The organism is Paenibacillus sp. ACRSA (genome assembly GCF_022346845.1).
Taxonomy (GTDB): Bacteria; Bacillota; Bacilli; order Paenibacillales; family Paenibacillaceae; genus Paenibacillus.
Genome location: NZ_JAKRNP010000014.1, coordinates 73,047 through 92,179, shown reverse-complemented (window position 1 = coordinate 92,179; position 19,133 = coordinate 73,047). Strand labels below are relative to the sequence as shown.

21 protein-coding genes are annotated in these 19,133 nt (G+C 45.6%); 2 read left to right on the top strand and 19 right to left on the bottom strand.

The features are described from left to right. Window positions 1-459: 459 nt before the first annotated feature. A complete protein-coding gene (locus tag MH215_RS25460; protein ID WP_056693472.1) occupies window positions 460-1,341 on the bottom strand; it encodes a nucleotidyltransferase-like protein in 882 nt (293 codons plus the stop codon). Between the two features lie 122 nt (window positions 1,342-1,463). Between MH215_RS25460 and MH215_RS25455 the strand changes: the two genes are divergently transcribed. Then, window positions 1,464-1,835 (top strand): DUF2614 family zinc ribbon-containing protein, encoded by a 372-nt coding sequence (locus tag MH215_RS25455; RefSeq protein ID WP_145051590.1) that lies wholly within the window; start codon window positions 1,464-1,466, stop codon window positions 1,833-1,835. A 214-nt stretch (window positions 1,836-2,049) separates the two neighbouring features. Here the strand turns inward: MH215_RS25455 and MH215_RS25450 are convergent, their stop codons facing one another. From MH215_RS25450 to uptA, 17 genes are all read right to left on the bottom strand, one after another. Beyond that, window positions 2,050-3,780, bottom strand: coding sequence for a glycosyl hydrolase family 18 protein (locus MH215_RS25450; protein WP_239293821.1), 1,731 nt, complete (start codon window positions 3,778-3,780; stop codon window positions 2,050-2,052). A 129-nt stretch (window positions 3,781-3,909) separates the two neighbouring features. Further along, a complete protein-coding gene (perR, locus tag MH215_RS25445) occupies window positions 3,910-4,332 on the bottom strand; it encodes a peroxide-responsive transcriptional repressor PerR (protein ID WP_056693464.1) in 423 nt (140 codons plus the stop codon). A gap of 170 nt (window positions 4,333-4,502) precedes the next feature. Then, window positions 4,503-5,906: a DUF4097 family beta strand repeat-containing protein gene (locus MH215_RS25440; protein ID WP_239293820.1), complete on the bottom strand. Its 1,404-nt coding sequence runs from the start codon at window positions 5,904-5,906 to the stop codon at window positions 4,503-4,505. Window positions 5,907-5,932: 26 nt separating this feature from the next. Further along, window positions 5,933-6,547: a hypothetical protein gene (locus MH215_RS25435; protein WP_239293819.1), complete on the bottom strand. Its 615-nt coding sequence runs from the start codon at window positions 6,545-6,547 to the stop codon at window positions 5,933-5,935. Between the two features lie 148 nt (window positions 6,548-6,695). Then, a complete protein-coding gene (locus MH215_RS25430) occupies window positions 6,696-7,406 on the bottom strand; it encodes an MgtC/SapB family protein (RefSeq protein WP_056693456.1) in 711 nt (236 codons plus the stop codon). Window positions 7,407-7,497: 91 nt separating this feature from the next. Beyond that, complete coding sequence (locus tag MH215_RS25425) at window positions 7,498-7,950, bottom strand: GNAT family N-acetyltransferase (protein ID WP_239293818.1); 453 nt, start codon at window positions 7,948-7,950, stop codon at window positions 7,498-7,500. 193 nt (window positions 7,951-8,143) lie between these two features. Continuing rightward, a complete protein-coding gene (gatB, locus tag MH215_RS25420) occupies window positions 8,144-9,583 on the bottom strand; it encodes an Asp-tRNA(Asn)/Glu-tRNA(Gln) amidotransferase subunit GatB (RefSeq protein ID WP_056693454.1) in 1,440 nt (479 codons plus the stop codon). Between the two features lie 26 nt (window positions 9,584-9,609). Then, window positions 9,610-11,067: an Asp-tRNA(Asn)/Glu-tRNA(Gln) amidotransferase subunit GatA gene (gene gatA / locus MH215_RS25415; protein WP_056693452.1), complete on the bottom strand. Its 1,458-nt coding sequence runs from the start codon at window positions 11,065-11,067 to the stop codon at window positions 9,610-9,612. A gap of 27 nt (window positions 11,068-11,094) precedes the next feature. Further along, on the bottom strand, window positions 11,095-11,382 hold the full coding sequence (gene gatC, locus MH215_RS25410) for an Asp-tRNA(Asn)/Glu-tRNA(Gln) amidotransferase subunit GatC (RefSeq protein WP_128103545.1): 288 nt from the start codon (window positions 11,380-11,382) through the stop codon (window positions 11,095-11,097). A gap of 269 nt (window positions 11,383-11,651) precedes the next feature. Next, the gene (locus MH215_RS25405; protein WP_056693448.1) at window positions 11,652-12,035 is read right to left on the bottom strand and encodes a hypothetical protein; all 384 of its coding nucleotides are present in this window, start codon (window positions 12,033-12,035) and stop codon (window positions 11,652-11,654) included. A gap of 153 nt (window positions 12,036-12,188) precedes the next feature. After that, the gene (locus tag MH215_RS25400) at window positions 12,189-12,404 is read right to left on the bottom strand and encodes a hypothetical protein (protein ID WP_056693445.1); all 216 of its coding nucleotides are present in this window, start codon (window positions 12,402-12,404) and stop codon (window positions 12,189-12,191) included. Beyond that, window positions 12,397-12,729 carry a YxlC family protein gene (locus tag MH215_RS25395; RefSeq protein ID WP_239293817.1) on the bottom strand — a complete coding sequence of 111 codons (333 nt, stop codon included), beginning with the start codon at window positions 12,727-12,729 and terminating at the stop codon, window positions 12,397-12,399. The genes MH215_RS25400 and MH215_RS25395 overlap by 8 nt, the downstream gene beginning before the upstream one ends. After that, on the bottom strand, window positions 12,722-13,258 hold the full coding sequence (sigY, locus tag MH215_RS25390; protein ID WP_239293816.1) for an RNA polymerase sigma factor SigY: 537 nt from the start codon (window positions 13,256-13,258) through the stop codon (window positions 12,722-12,724). The genes MH215_RS25395 and sigY overlap by 8 nt, the downstream gene beginning before the upstream one ends. A gap of 89 nt (window positions 13,259-13,347) precedes the next feature. Continuing rightward, on the bottom strand, window positions 13,348-13,614 hold the full coding sequence (locus MH215_RS25385) for a hypothetical protein (RefSeq protein WP_239293815.1): 267 nt from the start codon (window positions 13,612-13,614) through the stop codon (window positions 13,348-13,350). 494 nt (window positions 13,615-14,108) lie between these two features. Then, window positions 14,109-14,741 (bottom strand): MBL fold metallo-hydrolase, encoded by a 633-nt coding sequence (locus MH215_RS25380; RefSeq protein WP_239293814.1) that lies wholly within the window; start codon window positions 14,739-14,741, stop codon window positions 14,109-14,111. 6 nt (window positions 14,742-14,747) lie between these two features. Next, entirely contained in the window at window positions 14,748-15,317 is a 570-nt protein-coding gene (locus tag MH215_RS25375) for a thioredoxin family protein (RefSeq protein WP_239293813.1), read from the bottom strand. Then, window positions 15,317-15,934 (bottom strand): undecaprenyl phosphate transporter UptA, encoded by a 618-nt coding sequence (gene uptA / locus MH215_RS25370; protein WP_056693428.1) that lies wholly within the window; start codon window positions 15,932-15,934, stop codon window positions 15,317-15,319. The genes MH215_RS25375 and uptA overlap by 1 nt, the downstream gene beginning before the upstream one ends. Window positions 15,935-16,094: 160 nt before the next feature. Between uptA and MH215_RS25365 the strand changes: the two genes are divergently transcribed. Then, entirely contained in the window at window positions 16,095-16,442 is a 348-nt protein-coding gene (locus MH215_RS25365; protein ID WP_082560313.1) for a dehydrogenase, read from the top strand. Between the two features lie 90 nt (window positions 16,443-16,532). Here MH215_RS25365 and MH215_RS25360 read toward each other — a convergent pair whose 3' ends face one another. Next, complete coding sequence (locus tag MH215_RS25360; RefSeq protein WP_343224612.1) at window positions 16,533-17,981, bottom strand: O-antigen ligase family protein; 1,449 nt, start codon at window positions 17,979-17,981, stop codon at window positions 16,533-16,535. Window positions 17,982-19,133 lie beyond the last annotated feature (1,152 nt).

The following is a 19,133-nucleotide window of genomic DNA, read 5'->3' as shown; positions in this document are numbered from 1 at the left end:
TATTGAAAAGAGCGATTAGCTCATTTTGAATCTGACGAGATTAAAAATCTCATTTGTGCTTCAAAATCATTCAGTCCGAAGACATGTACGATTTCTCAGCGTCGATCTTGCAAGCAAGATCATTACTCACTCGTTGTTCAGTTTTCAAAGATCAAACTTGAATCATGTTACTCATTTTTGTGTCAACCACGTTTTCAGCGGCGACTTTTATAATGTAACACATTTCGTTTGTTTTCGTCAAGAACTTTTTTTAATTTTTTTTTTTGAAGCATTTTGTTCTCGATGTTCTTCAGCGGAATCTGACTGTCTGTTACAACATTCTTCGTTTGAGGAACGAAATATAATGTATCATAAATCATAATTAAGAGTCAACATTTTTTTATAAATTATTAAACAAACAAAAAAGGAAGGTTCCCCCTCCTCTTTTTACACAGTAAAACTGTTGAGTGCAGCAATCATTTAATTCTCAATCCAGTAACGGATTTCGCGCCCTTCTCCCCCAATCAAGGAAGGCCAGCCAGGTGATTCTTTTACTAATGAACGGAAAACCAGCTTACGCAGAATAAGCGGAAGATCTTTGGCAACAAACCTTAATTGAGGATGATGAACAAGTTCATCCATACTCCAAGGTTCTTTACGGCTACCTAGCACACGTAGAAGTAGTCCCGAGCATTCACTCATTTTGGACATGACAGAAAACTCGCAGGCTAGTAGAACAAGCTCCACACGTTGCTCCAGTGTCTCTGAGCTGACGGTAAGTTCCTGATATAGCTTCCACAATGCCCGATCCAAGCTCTGTACATGCGTCCAGACAGCATGATCCGGGTATATCCCCTGTTCGATTAATACGATTCTAGCCCAGTTCCCTAGAGCCTCAAGTACATTATAATACGCATCTACCACATGCCCTTCCTGAATGTAGCGTTTCGACTCCACATACATTCTAAGAAAGCTAGCGAATTCATGTAGAAGCTTTTGCTCTCGCAATTCTTTGCTAAAAGTAGATAACTCATCTCGCAGTGCACTTATGGCACCATCAACTTCCCAGATGATCTCTCCTTCTATCAGACATTGCATCATGTTGTCATTGTCCCCTGTAATCACACTGCTTCGTAGCTCGTGTCTACTTGCATACATAATCTGATAACGCAGATCACCATATTTATAGTGCCCTACCTTGGATGCAACCTCATCTGATTCACATATAATAAGTACAAGCAATTCGAAATCCTGAATCAGGGAGCCGTGGAATCGCTCTCCCGGGTGGGAATAAGCGATAGCCCCAACTGCTCCCGTCTCTTCCGACTGTCCGGATAAAAAAGCTAGGTTCTTTAATTCCACGAGTCCCTCCATACAATTCATGGCAGATATGCGCCAAGTCAGTTATAATATAATTCTACAAGCAGGCTGAAGTTTCCTTCTTTTCCAGATACGATACTACTCATACGTTAGGAGCATTTTTCATGATTTTTAAATCAGCTAAAATTAATGCTTTTCGCACTTGGGGACTGTTGCTTACCATGCTAGGTATGGGTCTAATGGTCCTGGGTACGGCCGGAATTGTATTCTGGGGACATGCTGGCAAAATATTTGCTGCTGTAGGACTCGTTATTGGGCTGGTTGCTATGCTGGCTAGTCTAGCGATCTACTTTTGGGCAGGCATGCTGTCAACGAGTGCCGTGCAAGTTGATTGTCCAGAGTGCGGCAAATTAACCAAAATGCTGGGCAAGACAGATCGTTGCATGTTCTGTCATACCATCCTCACCCTAGATCCCAAGCAGGCCAATACGATCGCCCCACAACTGAAAGCGCCTTCTCCTTCAAGTACAGACTAGGAATTATACAGCCGAGAAAGATACACTCAACTCCTTAGATACCCATCATTCGCGACCGTTGTTAGTGCCCACAAGATTTCAATAACAAAAAGACCCGGAATGATTACTCCGGGTCTTTTTGAATTCTACAATTGGATTAATGAAACGAAGATTATAAGTCCATTGCGTATTCATTAGATTCTTAATGGTGTAACAATGATGAGTTAGAATAAGTTCATTTGCCATAGCCAGCTTGTTTTAGCACTTCCCAGGCAGAGGCGTTTGCAAAACTACGGTTCCACGCAGCAACGCCGCCCAGTTCCAGCGAATCAATCAGATCCACACGTGCCTGGAGAGACACGGCGTCTTCTATCCATATTTTCTTCGTTGCGCCATCTTCCTCATATTCCACATAGTTCTGTCCACTGGCTTGATCCAGCACAGGCTTTAATTTCTTTTCCTTAATCAGATCTATAACAGTATTCATACCTACTGCCTTCGAAGATACCTTGACTTCTCCCTGTTCATTCTTCTCTTCAGTCCATATCCGTGTGTATAACGGAACGGCCATAATTAATTTATTGGCAGGCACTTCGTCTTCTTCTAAAATACGGCGCATAGATGCCTCTGTCCATGGCAGTGATGCTACTGATCCCGCCTTTGGGCTTGCAGCCCAGTGTTCATCATAAGCCATCACAACAATATAGTCAGCGAAGGATCCCAGTGAACGACGATCTAGAAACGCTGACCACATCTCACTGTTGGATTTTGGTGTTACATCAACAGAGAGCATCAAACCATGAATACGTGCCATCGCTTTAATTTCACGTACAAATTGAGTTATGTTAGGCCCGTCATCCGTATAGACATTCTCAAAATCAATATTGATCCCATCCAGCTGGTAGGTCTGGGCATACGTTAACATCTGCTCAATAATATGAGTACGCGTCTCATACGTTGCCATTGCTTCCTTCGTAATATCCGGATCAAAACTATTGTCGATCAATCCCCATACTTCCTTGCCAGAGCGGTGAGCCCAGTTGACGTAGCTCTTGTCTGCTTTACTCCTCAGGTTACCTTGCCCATCTGTAATATGGAACCAGGTTGGACTAACTACATTCACTCCTGGCAACTTGCCAATAGACGCAATGTCTGGTTGGCGATTATACACTGCCTCCCATACCAAGTTTACAGGCTTAGTCTTCCATTTCTTCTCAGCTGCAGTAAGTGTGAATTGAGGCTTGTCCAGCTCCTTTTGCTCAGTAAGGGTAATGTTTTTGTTGTCCATGTAACCGGCATACCCATTGTCGAGCTGTACAAAACTTTGTTCATCCCCAGTCTGCCACACCCTCACTCGGTCGTCTTGCAGCATATCTGCAATTATAGGAGAACGCTCTCCCCCTTGCTTGTACAGCGGAACCGTCTTATCCGCCTTGGTCGATCCGGTATTCACTGTAGCGTATTGAATTGTATCTCCCCCGCGCATAAGTAAAACTGCACCGGTTGTAGAATCTTCTTGTATCGCTATGCCATAGACCTCCTTCAAAGGTTTAAGCGGAATATAGGCTTCATCCCCTACTACCTCCGGCTCTACCGACATCGGAAAGTCCTTATGATTCAATTCTGCTTGTGTACTGTCCACCTTCATATGCAGCACTCGTTGGGGTGAAGCAATGATAATATCACCTGTAGCAGCTTCATAACGAATGCCTGGATCAATTACGTCCTGCAGTACGCTGACAGGTAGCTTGAGCTCGTTACCTGAACCTGAAGCCTGCCCCTCCATACGCTGTCCCTCTACGAAAATAGGTTGTTTCATCCCAATCCAATCAGGTTCTTCATAAGTGGGATTAAGCCATACATTCGTAATGAGCCAGTAAGCAGCGCCCGCAACGATACAAGCCCCAAGTAAACCAGGCCAGAACGAGCGACGTTTCTGACGTGTATATCTGTTTTTTCTACTCAACAGTCTACCTCCGTTATTCATGCTGAATCTTAATCATTATGCATACATAACATCTTCTAATTTCCTTAAAAACAAAAAACGTGAAGAATTCAACCGAATTCCGCACGTTAATATTGTAATTCAACTCTCTTAAGTCCTGCAACTTTTACATACACCATAGACTTCCAGTCGGTGACCATGTACTTCAAATCCAGTACTTGTCTCCGCCTGCAGCTCCACGCTTTTTAACGAAGGATAGCTGAAATCTTCAATCTTGCCGCATTGATCACATATCACATGGTAATGATCCGTGACATTGGCATCGAAGCGACTTGAATTGTCTCCGTATGTTAATTCCCGAACCATGCCGGCTTCCAAAAACATCTTCAAATTGTTATATACAGTCGCCACGCTCATACTGGGAAATTGGGGTTCAAGCGCACGGTAAATTTCATCGGCTGTTGGATGCCCCATAGATTCCATCAGATAATTCAATATGGCATGACGCTGGGGTGTAATACGGACACCGGTCGTTTTCAGATGCTCCAACGCATGTTGGACACGTGTTGCCATAAAACCCACCGCCTTACCTTTCGTTCTCTAAATGAAGATCACATCATCATGTAACGCCATTCAGAGTTTGATCTTAGGCAGGAACAACGGCCAACCGTCTATCCCACCGTGTCACCTTACCTTATGATAGTTATTGTACGGCGACTACAAGTTTGTTGTCAACGCGGCAGTCACGGAACTTCCGGTGGATTGTCCTGGGAATTTTGCTCATTCTCACCCGTCTGTTCCACGTCATCCCCTGTATCTTCTACATTTTGTACATCTACACTGGGTGACATGACTTCAGGATTCTCATTGATCGTCAGATCGCTGTTCCCTTCAACTTTAACCGTATATTCCCCTTCGCCTAATTGACCTTCAATTGTTTTGTTCCGCACTGTAAACGGTAAATCTGTTAATAGGTCGCCATAGCTGCTGGAGCCATTCAGTTTATAGTCACCTTGATTCGGTATCAATATATTAATTGCGCCGACCGCACTGTACACTTCCCAATCGCCGCCTATTTTGGTCGAAGTAATGCTGATGCTCCCATTTAACGATTGAGCTCTGATGCCCAGATTTGCATTGTCCAAGTTGATATTCCCGTTTCTAGTCTCCGCCGTAAACTCACCAACAGAATCGGTAATACTGATACTGCCCACTTGTGTTGTTAAATCCACATCTCCAGATACCCCACGAGCTTTCATGTCTCCTCGATTACTATCCAGATCAACATTGCCAATGGCATTAGCTACAATGACATCACCATTCAGTGTTTTGCCTGAAATATCGCCAACCGCATTCGTAATTCGAATACGTCCGTTTCCCGTCTCAGCCATAATAGTGCTGATCGCTTCAGGACGGTTCAATAAAATCGCACCATTGGATGTGCGAATGTCCAGATTAAAACGACGATCATCCGGGACAGTAATGGTCATATTCATCCGTGGCTGTGTTTTTTCATTTTCTCCATAAGTCTTGCCTGTAGCTTGGATATAAATAACTTTCGTACCCTCTGTCTCAACAAAAGAAGCATCTGCTACAGCCTTAGCCTGTACCTCTGACGTATTGTCCACCCAGACAACCGTACGCACTTCAATTTCATCTGTGTCTCCGCGCTGGAACGCAATATCTCCATTTACGCCTTGAACGACAATATTCGAAGTTTCCATCTCCACGGGTACACGTATGGTTCCTTTATCTTGCATGTATCCAGCAGCTTGGCTATAGTCCATTGATGCGGCTCCGAGATTGAGACTCACCCTGTTCCATAAATGCATGTAATGATCCTGCTCTGTCACGATGAACACAGAAGCCGTAAGCACAAGAGATGCCAATATACCTTTCGCATCAGGTCTAAAACGCATTTTCACCTTCTCGCCCTTTACTTCCTCTGTTAAGGTCTTTCTCTTGCGAAGAAACCAGAGGAATAATAGGATACATTCGAAACCAAGTGCAATGAGCAGCAATGGCCACCAATCCACAATTTCATAGAAATAGTCGGTTCCCCACTGCTTATCCATAATCAATAGAACACCAACTGTTATGATTAAGGAGGCAGCCGTATAGCGACCAACTCGGATTTTACGGTTCATCGTTTCCCCTCCTATGATAACGTCATTTACACTTTCATTTTACGCAGCATACCCCATATTTCACGCCCAAATATAATTAAGCCACCTATAATTAACAAGACTGCAAACACATATCCTCCATACAGCGCCAAGACCTCTTGGAACCAACGTGGTTTACGGAAGAACAATACCATGAGTGCTCCTCCTACAATGAGCAACAGTCCAAATGATATCCCTCTTTCCCAGACCATAAGTGCTTCTCCGGCAGCCCGCTCATTCGGTTCAGGCTTGTCCGAGCCTCCAAGTACACTCACTCTACGCCTGCGCATCATAACCCAGTCTGCCGATTGTAATACATCATACACATTGTAGAAATAGATTATTGGAATAAATAAAGCCAGCAGGATCAACAGTGGTACGTTAATCTGTATACCGATCGATGAGAAATACAAGAGCGCCGACAAGTCCAGTAGAATGAGCAGCATAAACGTAAGACCTCTCATATATAGGCGCAAATAAATATGCCCCATACCCGGAATAATGGCACTTAATAGCCCAGCGAGGAATTTATGTGTTCGGTTCCGAATGGGTTTGTTTTGGGTCATATTTTTATTTTTTCGAGGTTGATTCTTCTGTTTTCTGGGTTGCTTCTTGCTTACCATGACATGCCCCTTTCCTCAAAAAATGATGCTCACGCTCTTCGTGCATTTGGTTAGATAGTACCCTAAAGCGGCAGAAGAGTAACTGGAAGAAAAATGGATAAAACCAAAAACCCTCCGCCACTGCTGGCCTGGGGAGGGCTGGATTCATTTATTCTACAGATACCTTGGTAATATGTTCTCGCTCTCTCAATTTGGATACAAGCTGTACTGTACTATAATCATGTGGCACATGAACATGTAGGACAACCTCAATTTTACGCTCGACGGAGACCATTTCTGCATAAGCCAAGTCTTGTTCATTTACTGTAATTTTGCGTATTTTGATCTTCTCATGCTCCAAAAAGGAAGAGATCTGCTCCAGAAAACCGGGTTCAGATAACGTATGGAGTGTGACGACATGAAGCTTGTTACCTCGAATGTACCTTAACTCCAGCTTATTAAATACCCAGAGATTAAGCAGAACTAAGACCGTGGATACGATGGATGCAAAAAAGAACCCCGCGCCTGCGGCTAGCCCAATGGCTGCAACCACCCAGATTGATGCTGCAGTCGTTAAACCAGTGATTGATTTTCCGGTGAAAAGAATCGTTCCTGCTCCCAAAAATCCGACACCCGTAATAACCGCCGTCGCTAGACGTGCCGGATCGATCCGTACATTTATTTCATTTGCAAAATCTTTAAATCCATAAACAGATAACATCATAATTAATGCCGAGCCAAGACATACCAGGATATGCGTGCGTAAACCAGCCGCATGATTGGAACGTTCACGCTCTAAACCTACAAGCCCTCCCAGTAACATCGCAAGCAATAACCGTAACAAAATATGCCACTCATCAATAAACCAAGGATTACCCAAAGCCGGTGTTCCCCCTCCAAGTTGTTAACATCTTTAATCGTTAATATCTAATATTTATTCCCCAACTAATGTTGTCATACCTAAGATGAGACTAACTCTTGTGAAACGTCGTTAGCTCCACGCCAGGCGCAATCTGCACAATCTCTACAGGTTTGAAGCCAAATTTAGTGTACAGATTCACTGCGGGTTGGTTCAAGGTGCCTGTAGACACGATATATCGAGGCACCTGGGGATACTGCTCAAACACATGAGACATTAGTGCAGCTGCGATTCCTTGACGAAAATGATTCGGATGCACCATCATTCGTGTAATCGTCAACGTATTTTCCTCTTCCTTCGCTACGGCGACAGCACCAAGAAGCTCACCCTCAGCATCCATGCAACCATAAAAAGTCTCACCACAGTTCTGGAGTGTCTCTATCGTATCCATCAGAGGTGGGATCTCTTGAAATCCGATAATTTCAGCTTCTAACCGATACGCCACATGTTGAAGCCGCCAAAGCTGGCTCACTGTCTCCATCTCGTCTAATACCAAAGCTTGCATATGCACTTTCCCTCATCTCCCTCCTGTACAATATAAGTTGAACCGTGTGAATAAGTTGCCAGTTGTAAAAAACATGTACATACACCTACTCCATAGATAGAACATGTTTCTATCGACGCTATCCTCAATTTGTTTTACAAAAAAGAGGCTGTCGCAGGGACGAGCCTCTTTCGATCCGGTCTCACCGGCTGGATTAGCGGTTCAGTACGTCTGTCAGTAGTTTATTGGCCAAGCCTGGATTGGCTTTCCCCTTACTTTCTTTCATAACCTGACCAACCAAGAAACCGATGGCTTTTTGTTTACCAGCCTTGTAATCCTCAACGGATTGAGGGTTGTTTGCAACAACCTGCTCAACAATCGTAAGAATGGCCCCTTCGTCACTAATCTGGACAAGACCTTTCTCTTCTACGATTTGTTGTGGAAGTTTGCCACTTTCCAGCATCTCTTTGAATACTGTTTTGGCAATCTTGCTGCTAATTGTGCCTTTCTCAAGCAGTCCGATCATCTCACCTAGACCTTGTCCTGTCAGTGGAACCTGAGACAACTCTAAGTTACTGGTGTTCAAGTGAGCGAGTAATTCTCCCATGATCCAGTTAGATACCGTTTTGGCATCTTGTGTGTATTTCAAACTATCTTCAAAAAGATCTGCAATCGCTTTGGATGAAGTAATAACCTCAGCATCGTAACTTGGCAGGCCATAATCCGCAGTATAGCGAGCTTTAAGCTGGTCTGGAAGCTCAGGAATTGAAGCTCTAATCCGTTCTTTCCAAGCATCATCAATATGCAGGTTAACTAGATCTGGATCTGGGAAATAACGATAGTCATGCGCCTGCTCTTTGCCACGCATGGTTAGTGTTTTGCCTTGTGCCTCGTCCCAACGACGAGTCTCTTGCACCACTTCACCACCATCATCCAGGATCTCAGCTTGGCGGAATTGTTCATATTCCAAACCACGCTGAACACCGCGGAAGGAGTTCATGTTTTTGAGCTCAGCCCGTGTACCCAGCTTCTCTTGTCCATGTGGACGCAAACTGATATTGGCATCACAACGAAGCGAGCCTTCTTCCATCTTCACATCAGACACTTCACAATATTGCATAATTGCACGCAGCTTCTCAAGATAAGCTCGTGCTTCTTCAGGTGAAGAAATCTCTGGTTCAGATACAATCTCGACAAGCGGTGTGCCTACACGGTTAAAGTCAACTAATGAAGCATAGCCGCCATCAACGTGAGTAAGCTTACCTGCATCTTCCTCCAAATGGAGACGGGTAATGCCGATTCTTTTCGTTTCACCATTCACTTCGATATCAATCCAACCGTTCTCACCAATAGGTTGATCAAATTGTGAGATTTGGTACGCTTTTGGTGAATCCGGGTAGAAGTAGTTTTTACGGTCAAACTTACTAACATCAGCAATCGTACAGTTCAGAGCCATTGCGGCTTTCATCGCATAATCAACTGCTTGACGATTCAATACAGGTAATACACCTGGGTGCCCGAGACAGACAGGGCAAGTATGCGTATTAGGCGGTGCTCCAAAGGCTGTGGAGCAACCGCAGAAAATTTTGGAGTTCGTGTGCAACTCGACGTGGACCTCAAGTCCAACGACCGTTTCATATTTAGATGCGGACATTTCTATATTCCTCCGTTCCGGGCAGTCTACAGCTGCGGACGCTGTTTGTGGAATTCCGTATTTTGTTCAAACGCATGCGCTACACGCAGTACGGTTGTTTCATCAAAAGCTTTACCAATAATCTGCATACCAACAGGAAGTCCATCCGAGAAACCACATGGGATGCTAACTGCAGGTACACCAGCAAGACTGACCGGAATCGTCAGAATATCATTAAGGTACATGGTCAGCGGATCATCCACTTGAGAACCTAGTTTGAACGCAGTTGTCGGAGCCGTCGGTCCGATAATCACATCATATTTAGCAAATACATTGTCGAAATCTTGCTTGATCAATGTACGTACTTTCTGTGCTTTCAGGTAATAAGCATCGTAGTATCCGGAGCTAAGTGCATACGTACCCAGCATGATGCGTCGTTTAACCTCTGGCCCAAAGCCTTGACTACGGGACTGATGATACAGATCGAGTAGATTTTCAGGATTCTCTGCACGCACGCCATAACGAACACCATCAAACCGAGCAAGGTTCGATGAAGCTTCGGAGGAAGAGAGCAAGTAATACGTAGCAACTGCATATTCGGTATGCGGGAGTGATACTTCTTCCCAAGTTGCTCCAAGCCCTTCCAGTACCTTGAGTGCCGCCATAACCTTGTCTTTAACCTCTGGATCAACACCTTCACCGATGTATTCCTTCGGTACAGCAATACGAAGCCCTTTGACATCGCCGGTAAGACCACTCAAATAATCGGGAATGTCGACTTTTGCAGATGTCGAATCTTTGGCATCATAACCAGCAATGGCTTGCAGGACATAGGCAGAATCTTCGACATTTTTGGTCAATGGTCCGATCTGATCCAATGAAGATGCAAAGGCTACCAGACCAAAACGAGATACTAATCCATACGTCGGCTTCAGACCAACTACGCCGCAATACGAAGCTGGCTGTCTAATTGAACCACCTGTATCTGATCCAAGTGTGAAATATGCCTCTCCAGCTGCAACAGCTGCTGCCGACCCACCGCTCGATCCACCTGGCACACGATCTAGTGCCCATGGGTTACGAACAGGATAGAAGCTTGAATTTTCATTCGAACCACCCATAGCGAATTCATCCATGTTCAATTTACCGATCGTCACAGTATCTGCCGCTCTAAGCTTCTCTACAACCGTTGCATCATACACCGGGTCGAAATTACTTAAAAATTGGCTAGCACATGTGGTACGCAATCCGTTCGTAACGATATTGTCCTTAATCCCTACTGGCAATCCAAAGAGCAGACCTTTTTCCTCTCCACTAACAAGACGGTCATCCAACTGGCGTGCACGGGCACGAGCCCGTTCCTCATCCAATGCCAAATATGCCTTTACCTTATCTTCACGTACACCAATGTTCTCATATGCCTGATTCACGAGATCGCTGACCGACAACTCCTTGGCGTGCAGCTTGTTATGTATCTCCGGCAACGATTGTTCAAATAAACTCACGATGTTCGTCCTCCTTCCGGTTATCGGTTATTCCATTACAGCAGGCACTTTGAATTGGCCTTCTTCTTCATCCGGGGCATTGTGCATAACCTGTTCAATTGACAAACTTTCTTTTGTCTCATCTTCACGCATCACGTTGCTTACGTGCAGGACGTGACTGGTAGGTGCAATGTCGTCTGTGTTCAGCTCATTCAGCTTCTCTGCATATTTTAAGATCGCGTTCAACTGTCCTGTCAGCATCTGCTCTTCATCAGAAGTCAGATTAAGCCTAGCCAGCTTGGCCACATGCTGAACGTCATTGTTTGAAATACTCATTTTCGGATGGCCTCCTTCATTTCGTTCAACTTCCCGAAACCGCCTAAAACGAATCGCTCGTTTAACGGGCTAAAGTCCCAAGATAACTTTTTTTATTATAGGGGAGATAGTTCGACAATTCAATGCAAAGACCCGAGACTTGTGTAATATGCAAAATAACACCACAATATGAAGCAAATCTACGAGGATGCTCAATCTAAACTTCATTCTCTTCCTTCTCCTATAACTAATCTCTATCTAATAAAAAAGAGTCGGCATCAGCCGACTCTCTAAATCCATGCTCGCAGATTAACCTGCTTTATAAAATCCGCTTGTGACATCACTTCGTCCGCGGTTTCCTCTTCCTCTTCCACAGCTTGAAAATCTCCGTTCATCAGATGATGAAACAGCTTCTCATTGTGTGTCGCAAGGGCGTAATCTATCAACGCTTCTCGCTCGACCCGCTCAGCTTCTTGCTTCAGTAGAACCTCTTCCAGATCAACGTCACCGGCTGGAACAAAAAAGTTCCGGTTCATTTGCGGTACTCGAAGCACGTAATCGAACGCATTGTCCGGATTCCGGTCATAAGCGATGATGAATCCATATTCCCCCACAGGAAGATTCTGCTCAAACGCATCCGCGACGATGACAACCTTCTCTCCTAAACGTAGCATCGTCTAACCCCCTGGTAGTCTAACTTTTAATTATTTGTATAGTCTACTAGAAAAGAATAGCGATGTCTAGGAATACTAGAATTATACAACATATTTGTGCAAAATCTTTTTTGGAGCGTTATTATGCAAATGATCATTACTGTTCTGTGCTTATTATCGCAATCTACGATTGGAACGAATAACTACAAACCAATACACAATAAGAGGTGTTGGAAATCCGGTAATACCCCACAATCCCCATAACCAAGGGAAACGTCCACGTCTGCGTGCATCTTGAAAGATCCATGTACCCTGGATTAGCAACAGAACGGCGATAATGACAATCCAGACCAAGGGTACTTCTTCCAGAGGATAACGGAAATTATTCATGCGTAGTCTCCTTCCGTTTTCCTACCAATATCAACGCTATAGCAATGGCCGCTACCACACTAAGTGCCTGAATACCCAAATAAACCGCAGGAGAGGAACGGATTAATAATGCACCTAACGTGAGAAGCATTATGCCAACCAACCAGAATAAGAGCATTTCCACCCGATCCGCTCGGCGTTTACTCTGTCTTCGTTCCTTAACTTGGGCTTCAAGTGACGCTAATGAAGGAATATTCACAGGTTCATATGCTTCGTCCAGCACCTTCATCTGTTGATTCAATCGTTCTAGCATCTCCCGCTGGGCCTGCTCATCCGATCTATTCATATTCCTGTAGCTCCTTTCTCAATTGACGAAGACCATACGCTGTGCGCGACTTCGCCGTCCCAGATGGAATATCTAACATCTGACCAATTTCATCATATCCGTAGCCGTAATAATGTTTCAGAAGGACTGCGATCCGATGTTCAGGTGTTAGTCTGGTCATAGCATCCATAACATCCGTCCATTCCTCATTGCGACGTTCAAATTGCCAGCGCAATTTCCTAATCGCCTGATTCCGGATGACTTCTAGCCAGCTCTGTTCTCTGCGTCTGCGTCGTGTCTTGTCAATATAAATACGTGTCGCAATCGTAATCATCCAAGATGAGAAAGCAGACGATCCATCATACCGATGAATATTCTCCATGCATCGAATCATCGTATCTTGCACCGTCTCTTCTGCAAGACTCGGATCCATTGTCACTTTAACGAGATACTTATATACAAATGCATAGTGACGTTGTAATAACTCAGCCAGTGCACTGTCGTCTCCTTCTGCCGCTCTGCGAACTTCCTCCAATTCGGCTGCCTTCATCTGGCCCTATCACCTGCTTCCCGTTCATGTAAAGATAGTACGAAGTGAAATCCATAAACGTTCAAAGGATAGTTCAAACTTTTTCACGATCAGATTTCATTGCGGTGTTCTTGCAGTTTAATAAACCAGGGTTGCTTCCTTGCTTGATTCTTTAACAACCGACTTTTCCATAAATCGTGCTTCTGTTCTAACGTTTCGTTTATTTGAAGATTACTGTTATTCATTTGCATACTCTGGTTATGTACTTGAGACCGCTCTACGACCAAATCTAATCTATTGTTCTCCAATCGACGACCTTCTTCAATAACGTACTGTTCGTTACGCTCTCCGAACTGGATTACTCGTCTTTTCTCCACTTCTACTTCCCCGCCCTCTAGTTACTTCTACTTCTACTTCTACTTCTACTTCTACTTCTACTTTTGCTTTTACTTCACTTCTTCTTTTACACTTGCATATTCGCTCTTATTACTGCTAACAAAACAGCTTAAAACGTATTGCTACCTATACACTTCTCAAACAATCTCTTCCCCATTCATTCCTCTTGTCTACATATGTATCTTGCCCAATCTATAGCCTAACGCTGTCCTCATGTCTATCTCCGCCGAATCTTGTCCAACTGTATATCTACTAGGCAAAAAGGTGCTGAAAACAAAAAAAGAACGCAAACCGGGTATAGACCACAGTCTGCGTGCTTCGCAAGGTTGGGTATTTCTGATTAACGCTTCAGTTAGATGATGCTGTACAGCTTGTAACAACTAATTGCTATTCTAATGAAAAAAATGTCACTTGTCCAGACTTTCTTCTCATCAAAATGACAGATTTTTATTATTCAGCCGATAAGCTTGTCGAATTACCTTGCAGATACGTAAGGATTATTCTGCTTCTCATATCCGATGGTTGTTTTGGGTCCATGACCAGGATGGACTCTAACCTCATCGCCAAAGGTGTACAGCTTATTCTGGATTGAATCGATCAGATCACGTTCGCGTCCACCTGTTAGATCAGTTCTTCCTACGCCCATGCGGAATAGAACATCTCCAGCAAATAGATCTTCACCACATAATAAGCTCACACTACCAGGTGAATGACCTGGAGTATGGAATACGTGGAATGTATGACCGATGAAATTCAGTTTCTGCCCCTCGTCCATCGCATATTCAGCAGGATCTGTCGAAAGCGGAGGTGTAGCTTGTGGCCAGTTCATTGAACCATTTAACTTCGGAGATGACAACCAATCGCTCTCCAGATCATGCAAGTAGACAGGGCAACCCTTCAATTTACGGATTTCGTCCACACCACCCATATGATCAAAATGAGCATGAGTCAACACAATCGCTTCAATCTCCAAGTCCTGAATCGCCTTCACCAGCGCACCCGGGTTCATTCCTGGGTCAATGATTATTGCTTTGCTCGGATCTTCCCCCTGCAGAAGGTAAGCATTGGTCTGTAGCGGGCCGAGTGTAAACGTACGAATCTTCAACATATCGGATCAATAACCCGAAATCAGTTCACGCAGCTCGCTAACGATAACCGCATGTGATTCCGTTCCTTCCCCATAACGTTTAGCCATTTCCTGACGTGCCACAGCAATATTATCCTGATAATCTGCCGCTTCACGATCTGGATTAAGACGTTTGAACTCAACCATTACTTCTTGTACATGCTGTGGACGTGGTCCCCACTGACCAAGCACATGACCACCTGTGTCTGCAAAAATAACGATCGGCACGGAACGTCCGCCCATTGTCAGGAATTCATCCATCACTTCTGGATGGTTCTCCATAATAAGCACTTCTGTTGGTATGCCAGAGATCTCTAGAGCCTGGAAAACAACCGGGATATTACGTACAACATCGCCGCACCAGTCAGCAGCAAGAATCAGCACACGCAGATCGTCGCGGTAGTTAAGGCTCTCAAAAAACTCACGATCCTCTTCATTAGCCCAAGTAAAGCTATCATAGTTAGCCTGAAATTCACTTTGGTTCTTCGTCATACTCTCAATAAATTCTTTAGGAGGCAGACCTTTACCGAATTTGTGAGACAAGTTAGGTTTACTCATTACTCAACACTTCCCTTCTTTTTACGAGCATTCATCCATTTAATAAGTACATAAATAATCATAAGAGCCAGTGCTACAAGTAAAATTGGCATAATGTACGGTGCTGCTTTTTCATCAATATGTTCCCATTGATCTCCAAGAATCATCCCTAAATATATAAACAAAGCAGTCCAAGGTATAACAGCGAGGGTAGTAAGCATGATGAATTTGCCTGTATGCATTTTCGTGATGCCAGCCGGGATTGAGATAGCATGCCTTACCACTGGAACAAACCGCGCCGTGAAAATGACACCTGTACCATACCTGCGGAACCACTCTTCGGAATGGTCGATATGTTTTTTCTGGATGAGTATGTATTTTCCGTAGCGTTCCAGTACAGGTCTGCCGCCATAACGGCCAATCCAGTAAATAAATAGCTGTGCAAGCACACCGCCAACTGTACCGAAAATCATAGCACCGAAAAAGTTAATGTTTCCCTGTGATACGAGAAAACCTCCATACGCCAGCACAATTTCACTTGGAATGACTTCAAGCATTAATCCAAGCATGATCCCAAAGTATCCAAGACTTTGAATCCAATCGAACAATTGGCTGACTATGTTATGAATAACGTCCATCTCAACCCTCTTTCTTCATCCTGATTAGCAGTGCCTTTTCGCACTATGGATGTTCGTCCCTATTTTATCACAGGGCTGTAGACGTTGCTACATTGCCCGGCTGGGATTGTGTCCTGTAAGAGGAACTCCGCATATGGTATCGGAAGAGGAGCGTGATGAGATGTCAAGCAAAACCACACCCGGTACTCCCCCGGTAAAACATAACATGCCTGGTCAGAAGTTGCCCTCGGCAAGAGGCATTCGGCGCGCATGCAGCAAGGAGTTATATCGTACAGCCAAACGACTCAAATTGTACGTTTCCCCCGAACTAATGAAGCAAGCAGAAGAGCTATACTACGGTAAAGTGATTGGCAATCTGCTCTGGATCGGGGAAAATCGCGATAATCGCAAAAAACTGTGTGATTGGTGGAACGCAGACGTAAGCTCAGAACTTGCTGCATTATGGAGCGTGGAGCTAGAGCCTCTTCAGCGTGCATTTCAACAGGCATTTGGTGGTTATCGACTATAGTGAAGTGAAAGCGAGAGAGCGGGAGCAGCTTTTTTTCTATTTTCCTGTCCTCTCCGCTCTCATGTATTGCAGTTGAGCGGTGAAGATGGGTCAACGAACGCTGCTGGAATCTTTAGAAAAATAGGCTTTGGTAGCTATCGTTCGCAGCCTATCTTCATACACGGTCGCCGCTGGCTGAAGTACGAAACGGCGGTCATTGCGATCATTACTCATCGCCACTGCTTCAACCAACTGCCTATAACGTTCAACGATATGCACTCCAGCCGCAGCGGTCTGCCTGGCTTGATCCAGTTGTCCTGCCTTCAACTCTTGCTGCGCGATCTGCTCCATCCAATATAAAGCGCCGAAATGAATTGTAGCATCATACCGGTTCAATGCAATCGCCTCGTTAAAATAGTGTATTGCTTGTTCGCTCTTAAGCGATTGGGCTGCGAGTTGTCCTAATTCAAAATACATTCTGGCATCTGATTGGGTATGGGGCAGGCTCTGTCGCAGCATCTTCTCTGCATCGACCACAGGAAGGAAACGAGCTAGCGTAATGGCGATATCTGAACGGTATGGATTCGCTCGGGATGCCTGAATAAGTATCGTTGCTTGTTCCTCCGACAGATCCGTTGATTGCACGACTTGACGATAATGCATTTCCGCTGCCATTTGCTGGCCAGCCAGCCAAGCTATCCCGCCAATCCAACAAACCGCAGTAAGTACGATCAAACCGGTTGTAGTCCATATATTCACCATTTGATACTTATGTATAAGATCCCCTATCTCATACCTGTATCGAGAGAATACCGTTTGAGAATATGCTTCACCGTGTTTCGCTTCCCCCCATTCATGCTGCCTTGAAGGAATTAGCTTCGTGCTACATCCGAACGGTGAAACAGATAGGCTATCTTCCAAGATCCTCCCTTTTGGACTGTGCACGGATGATTGTGCTCTCAGCGTTTGATGCACATTGAATCGCAAGGCATACGCCCAGCCACCAATCCAGATAAACATCATCCACAGTAACGTGAAGCTCCAGTCAAAATCAATTGCACCGTGAAGACCAAAAACGAGGATGCAAGGAACTAGGTGAGTGGCATTTCGCCATACGATGCGTACTGTTGATATAAACCACAATACAACGAGTACTAGTCCGATTATGCCGGCATCCAGAGCAAGATCAAGGATGCCGCTGTGAACCTCGCCGCCAACATACGGCGAGGATTGTATGGCGCGATACATGCCGCGCCATGTCTCTCCCCCGTGGCCGAGCCATGCGGCCTCGGTCCACAGCTTCAGGGCGTCCTGCCACATCCGTAGGCGGGACAGCCCTGTGCCGACACCTGCCGCGAGACGCTCGGCGGTGGAGGTCACGGCCAGCGCGGCTGCGGCAACTGCCGCCAGCGCTGTAGCCGTTATGGCGGCTACGCGCGAATTCGCGCTGCCGTGCCATAACCGGCACAGCAGCAGCGTGCCGAGCAGCGCAGCTGCCCATGCCCCGGCCAGTGCCAGCAGGCCGGGCACAGGTGCAGGCGCCAGTTGGACAGCAGCCAACTGGCGGTGAAGCCACGCCGCGCTCGCCAGAGGCGCGGCCGTGGCCAGCAGCAGCGGCAGGCGGAATGCACGCCGCTGTAGGGCGAAGGCGCAACCGGCTGCGCAGCCGGTTGCCAGCCAAGCGCCGCGCGACTCGCTCAGCAGGAGCGTGGCGATCGCGGGCATCAGCGGCGCCGCAGCCGCGATGAGCTGCCAGGTGCGCGGCGGCTGCACGGCTCCAGGCTGCACGCCGTGCGGCGTTCGCCAGCCGATGACGCGCGCGGCAGCGCCTAGCCGCTCCAGTGCGTACATGCCGACTACGGCACCGTACGCATTGGGGTATTGCAGCAATCCGCCGAGCCGTGCTCCGGCAGAGCTTATCTCAGGGTCGGCTGTTCGCATGACCCCAAAGGGCATCGGCATTATACCGCATACGGTTAAGATACCGCTCAACACCAGCACGCCGCCTGTAATCTGCCAGCCGAGCTTAAACCATCCTGCTCCTTGCGGGAACCTAGCCAATATTGCTACCAACAGAGCAAAAATGGCTAGCAAGCTCCACCGGAGCATTTCGTCTAAACTACCCTGCGTACTGTGTGAGCCGGTCAACGCATGCAGGGCAAACCATACCATCATACCTAACGGCCAAATCGTCCACGAAAAATAACCCAAGGAAGGTAACTGTATTGACTTATCCTCTGACTGGGTCAGACCGAATCCGTTTATATTCGGCAACCCTCGTTTAGACTTCGTTGGATGTACATCATATGACATGAAGATGAAGATGAAAATGAAGATAAATACGAGTAGCGCCCCTGCACAAGCCATCATGAGAGTTCCATAAACATCACTGGCATAAAACAATCCCCGGCGTAGAGATGCCATCCACAAGAGCATACAAACGATCAACCCCATTGCTGCGGTTAAGCATGATTCCAGCGAATTTCTCCCTTTTCGTTTGGACGTATCCCTCTTTGCTAACACATGGCACCTCCTACCTGTATCTCTAAATTCCTTGTACTGTGTCATGGTTCTTATACCAAGCTGCTACATATATCTACCTGAGTGACGAAGCAATTCCGATTCGCTTTCACAATCTTCCCATTCAATAATTATCAGTATGGTCAGGATCTGTAGGAAACATAAATGAGCCTACTTTTGCTTCACCGTTCC